This is a genomic window from Streptomyces sp. NPDC086077, from assembly GCF_040686175.1.
GTDB lineage: Bacteria > Actinomycetota > Actinomycetes > Streptomycetales > Streptomycetaceae > Streptomyces.
Window position 1 is genome coordinate 1 of sequence record NZ_JBFBJT010000265.1, and the last position, 5,299, is coordinate 5,299.

Annotated in this window: 2 protein-coding genes and 1 tRNA gene; all 3 read left to right on the forward strand. The window is 74.3% G+C overall.

What is annotated here, in order from left to right; translation table 11 throughout:
* The first annotated feature begins 10 nt into the window (after positions 1–10).
* Positions 11–98, forward strand: a tRNA-Leu gene (locus tag AB0O67_RS36445).
* 281 nt (positions 99–379) lie between these two features.
* Positions 380–4,249, forward strand: coding sequence for a Pls/PosA family non-ribosomal peptide synthetase (locus AB0O67_RS36450; RefSeq protein ID WP_365460114.1), 3,870 nt, complete (start codon positions 380–382; stop codon positions 4,247–4,249).
* 65 nt (positions 4,250–4,314) lie between these two features.
* Positions 4,315–5,299: M1 family metallopeptidase (locus tag AB0O67_RS36455; RefSeq protein ID WP_365460117.1), on the forward strand; the 985-nt coding region annotated here is incomplete at its 3' end.

The window sequence follows — 5,299 nt, forward strand, 5'->3', positions numbered from 1 at the left end:
CAGACACCTCGTCCGGGTGGCGGAATGGCAGACGCGCTAGCTTGAGGTGCTAGTGCCCTTTATCGGGCGTGGGGGTTCAAGTCCCCCCTCGGACACCAGCTCAGACCCCTGTTCACCAGGGGTCTTCTGCTTTTTCGGGACGGCTCGCCCGACGCCGTGTGGGCCATCTCTCCCCCACCGTGAGGATCCCGAGGTCACGGCCGTCGACGCCCCCGGGTCGGCAGCCCGACCGGCCCCCGCAGGTGGCCGCCGCACGACGGCGAACTTGGCGTCGTACTAAAATTTCCGGCTTGTTACGAGCTGGAGCCGGACAACCCCAGGCAGACCTGCGGGCCCGCCGGCGCCCCGGAGGCTTCCGGGATCGAGACGCGAGGACCCGATGGCAGCCATACACGAGAGCAGTGCTCTCGGCCTGCTCGACGACGAGATCCGCGAACGGTTCGGTGACAGGGCACGTTTCTCCGGGGGACCGGCCGCCTCCCCGCGCACGCTCGTGGACCTCTTCGAGGCGTCCGTGCGGGCGCATCCCGACGAACTCGCCCTGGACGACGGGACGGTCCGGCTCACCTATCGGGCCCTCGCCGTCGAGGTGGAGCGGCTGCGGGTGCGGCTCGCCGCGTCCGGGGTGGGGCTCGGGGACCGGGTGGGGGTCCGTGTCCCGTCGGGGACCAATGATCTGTACGTGGCGATTCTCGCCGTACTCGCGGCCGGCGCCGCCTATGTGCCCGTGGATGCCGAGGACCCGGACGAGCGGGCCGCGTTGGTGTTCGGGGAGGCGGAGGTACGGGCCGTCGTCGGGGCCGGGCACGAGGTGAGCGTCCACGGAGCGGCGGCCGCAGCGGCCGCCGGGCGCCCCGGGGGCGAGCACGACGCCTGGATCATCTTCACCTCCGGGTCCACCGGGAAGCCCAAAGGTGTCGCCGTCAGCCATCGCGGTGCCGCCGCGTTCGTGGACGCGGAGGCCGCGCTGTTCCTGACCGAGGAGCCGATCGGGCCCGGCGACCGGGTCATGGCGGGGCTGTCGGTCGCGTTCGACGCGTCCTGCGAGGAGATGTGGCTGGCCTGGCGGTACGGGGCCTGTCTGGTGCCGGTGCCACGGGCGCAGGTGCGCAGCGGGGCCGATCTGGGGCCGTGGCTGGTCGAGCAGGAGATCACGGTCGTGTCGACCGTGCCGACGCTGGCCGCGCTGTGGGAGCCGGAGACCCTCAACGACGTACGGTTGCTGATCTTCGGCGGTGAGGCGTGCCCGCCCGAGCTGGCGCAGCGGCTGGTGACCGAGGGGCGCGAGGTCTGGAACACCTACGGGCCGACCGAGGCGACCGTCGTGGCCTGCGCGTCGCTGATGGGCGGCGAGGAGCCGGTGCGGATCGGGCTGCCGCTGCGGGGCTGGGAGCTGGCCGTCGTGGACGAGGCCGGGGAACCGGTCCCGATGGGGGCCAGTGGGCAACTGGTGATCGGGGGCGTCGGGCTCGCCCGGTACCTCGACGCCGAGAAGGACGCGGAGAAGTACGCGCCGCTCCGCTCGCTGGGCTGGGAACGGGCGTACCGCAGCGGTGACCTGGTGCGGGCCGAGCCGGAGGGGCTGGTCTTCCTCGGCCGGGCCGACGAGCAGATCAAGCTCGGCGGGCGGCGGATCGAACTCGGCGAGGTGGACGCCGCGCTGCAGGCGCTGCCCGGCGTCGCCGGTGCCGCTGCCGCCGTACGGACCGCGCGCAGCGGCAATCAGCTGCTCGTCGGCTATGTCGTCACCCAGGAGGGCTGGGACGCGGAGGCGGCGGTGCAGCGGCTGCGGGCCGCGCTGCCGGCGGCGCTGGTGCCGCTGCTCGCGCCGGTCGCCGAGCTGCCCACCCGGACGTCCGGGAAGGTGGACCGGGGCGCCCTGCCCTGGCCCCTGGAGGGGATCAGGACGGGCGCCGAGGCCGAGCAGCTCCACGGCACCGAGGCCTGGCTCGCCGAGCAGTGGACCGAGGTGCTGGGGATCCCGGTCACGGCCGCGTCCGACGACTTCTTCGCGATCGGCGGGGGCAGTCTGGCCGCCGCCCAGCTGACCACACGGCTGCGCACCCGCTACCCGGGCGCCGCCGTGCTCGACATCTACCAGCGGCCCACGTTGCGGAAGCTGGCCCGGCGGCTCCAGGAGTCGGCGCAGGACGACGGCGGGCGGCGCACGGTCGCCCCGGTGCCCCGGCGCGCCCAGGTGGTGCAGCTGCTCGCCCTCGTGCCGCTGTTCGCGCTGACCGGACTGCGGTGGACCGTCGTCCTGGCGGCCGTGGGCAATGTGCTGAGCGGGTACGCCTGGCTGCCGACCGCGCCGTGGTGGGCCGTCGGAGCCCTGGCCGTGCCGCTGTTCACACCGCCGGGGCGGCTCGCCGTCGCCGCCGGTGGGGCCAGGCTGCTGCTGCGTGGTGTGCGGCCCGGCAGGTATCCGCGCGGGGGGAGCGTGCACCTGCGGCTGTGGGCGGCGGAGCGGCTGGCCGAGGCCAGTGGGGCGACCTCGCTGACGGGGGCGTGGCTGGAGCGGTACGCGCGGGCGCTCGGTGCCAGGGTCGGGCAGGACGTGGATCTGCACTCGCTGCCGCCGGTCACCGGCATGCTCAAGCTGGGCCGGGGCGCGGCCGTGGAGTCCGAGGTCGACCTGTCCGGGTACTGGCTGGACGGGGACCGGCTGGAGATCGGGCCGGTGAAGGTCGGCGCGCACGCCGTGGTCGGCACGCGCAGCATCCTCTTCCCGGGGGCGCGGGTCGGCAAGCGGGCCGAGGTGGCGCCGGGGTCGGCCGTCGCCGGGCAGATTCCCACCGGGCAGCGGTGGGCGGGCGCGCCCGCGGTCAAGCTCGGCAAGGCGAAGCGCAACTGGCCCGAGGAGCGGCCGGGGCGTGGCCCGTTCTGGCGGGGACTGTACGGGGCTTCGGGGCTCGCGCTGTCGGCGCTGCCGGTGCTGGGAGCGGGGGCCGCGCTGCTGGTGGTGCGCGGGTTCGTGGCCCCGGGTGACGGGCCGGCGCAGGCTCTCGGGGGTGCCGCGCTCGCGCTGGTGCCGGCGACGCTCGCGTTCGGTGCGGCGTACGCGCTGCTGATCCTCGTCGGGGTGCGGCTGCTGAGCCGCGGGCTGCGGGAGGGGACGTACCCGACGCACAGCGGGGCCGGGTGGCAGGCGTGGACCGTCACGCAGCTGATGGACCGGGCCCGCGACACGCTGTTCCCGCTGTACGCCGGGCTGGCCACGCCGGTGTGGCTGCGGCTGCTGGGGATGCGCATCGGGCGCCGGGCCGAGGTCTCGACCGTGCTGGCGCTGCCCACCCTGACGACGGTCGGCGAGGGGGCGTTCCTCGCCGACGACACGCTGACCGCGCCGTACGAGCTCGGCGGCGGGTGGATGCGCATCGGGCGCGCGGAGATCGGGCGGCGGGCGTTCCTCGGGAACTCGGGGATGACCGCGCCGGGGCGCAGCGTGCCGGACGGCGGACTGGTCGGGGTGCTCTCGGCCACGCCGAAGAAGGCGAAGAAGGGCAGCTCCTATCTGGGGCTGCCGCCGGTGAGGCTGCCGCGCAGCGCGGCCGACGGCGATCAGAGCCGGACGTACGACCCGCCGGCCCGGTTGCTGTGGGCGCGGGCGCTGGTGGAGCTGTGCCGGATCGTGCCGGTGTTCTGCTCTGCGGGGCTGGCCCTGCTGACGGTGGCCGCGCTGTGCGCGCTGGGCGGCTGGGCGTGGCCGCTGGGCGGGGTCGTGCTGCTCGCGGTGGGCGTGCTCGCGGGCGCCGGGTCCGTGGTGGCCAAGTGGGTGCTCGTGGGGCGGCACCGCAGCGCGGAGCATCCGCTGTGGAGCGGGTTCGTCTGGCGCAACGAGCTGGCGGACACCTTCGTCGAGGTGCTGGCCGTGCCGTGGCTGGCGGGCGCGGTGCCGGGCACGCCGGTGACGACCGCCTGGCTGCGCGGTCTGGGTGCGCGGATCGGCCGGGGCACCTGGGTGGAGAGCTACTGGCTGCCGGAGGCGGACCTGGTGACCCTCGGGGACGGCGCCTGCGTGAATCGGGGCTGTGTACTGCAGACACACCTCTTCCACGACCGGATCTTGCGGACGGATACTGTGGTTCTCCGTGAGGGCGCGACGCTGGGTCCTGGCGGAATCGTCCTGCCCGGCAGCACCGTGGGGGCCCGCACCACACTGGGTCCCGCGTCGCTCGTGATGGCGGCGGAGTCCGTCCCCGACGACACCCGGTGGCTGGGCAACCCGATCGAGGCGTGGCGTCGCTAGGGTCCCCCGCCGCGGCGGGGGACGAGGGCGGTCGTACGAGCACGGCGCAGGGAGCAGACGCGGCAGTGGCGGTTCAGCAGGCGGCGGGTCCGGACCCGTACTTTCCGGCCAACGGCGATCACCGGTACCGGGTGCACCGCTACGAACTCGCGCTGGACTACCGCCCGGGGACCAACCGGCTGGCGGGCACGGCGCGGATCAACGCCATCGCGGGGCGTGCCGCGCTCGCCGAGTTCCAGCTCAACCTGGCCGACTTCAAGATCGGGCGGGTGCGGGTGGACGGCCGGCAGGCGCACTACACGCATCGGGGCGGCCGACTGCGGGTGCGGCCGGGCAAGGCGGTGCGGGCCGGGGCGGCGTTCACGGTCGAGGTGCACTGGTCGGGCAATCCCAGGCCGGTGAACAGCCCCTGGGGCGGGATCGGCTGGGAGGAACTGGTCGACGGGGCGCTGGTGGCGAGTCAGCCGGTCGGGGCGCCCTCGTGGTACCCGTGCAACGACCGGCCGGCCGACAAGGCGTCGTACCAGATCTCCGTCACCACGCCGTCCTCGTACTCGGTGGTCTCCGGTGGGCGGTTGCTGACGCGGACGACGAAGGCCTCGACGACGACCTGGGTCTACGAGCAGCCCGCGCCGACGCCGAGCTACCTGGTGGGGCTGGCCATCGGGAAGTACCGGACGGTGCTGCTGGGCGACCCGGGCCCCGGTGGCGTGCCGCAGCACGGGCACATCCCGGCGCATCTGCTGCCGGAGTTCTCGCGGGACTTCGCGCGGCAGCCGGCCATGATGGAGCTGTTCCAGGAGCTGTTCGGGCCCTACCCGTTCGAGGAGTACGCCGTCGTCGTGACGGAGGAGGAGCTCGACGTGCCGGTCGAGGCGCAGGGGCTGTCGCTCTTCGGCGCCAACCACGTGGACGGGGCGCGGGGCTGGGAGCGGCTGATAGCGCACGAGCTGGCGCATCAGTGGTTCGGCAACAGCGTGTCCCTCGCGGACTGGCGGCACATCTGGCTGAACGAGGGGTTCGCGAAGTACGCCGAGTGGCTGTGGTCGG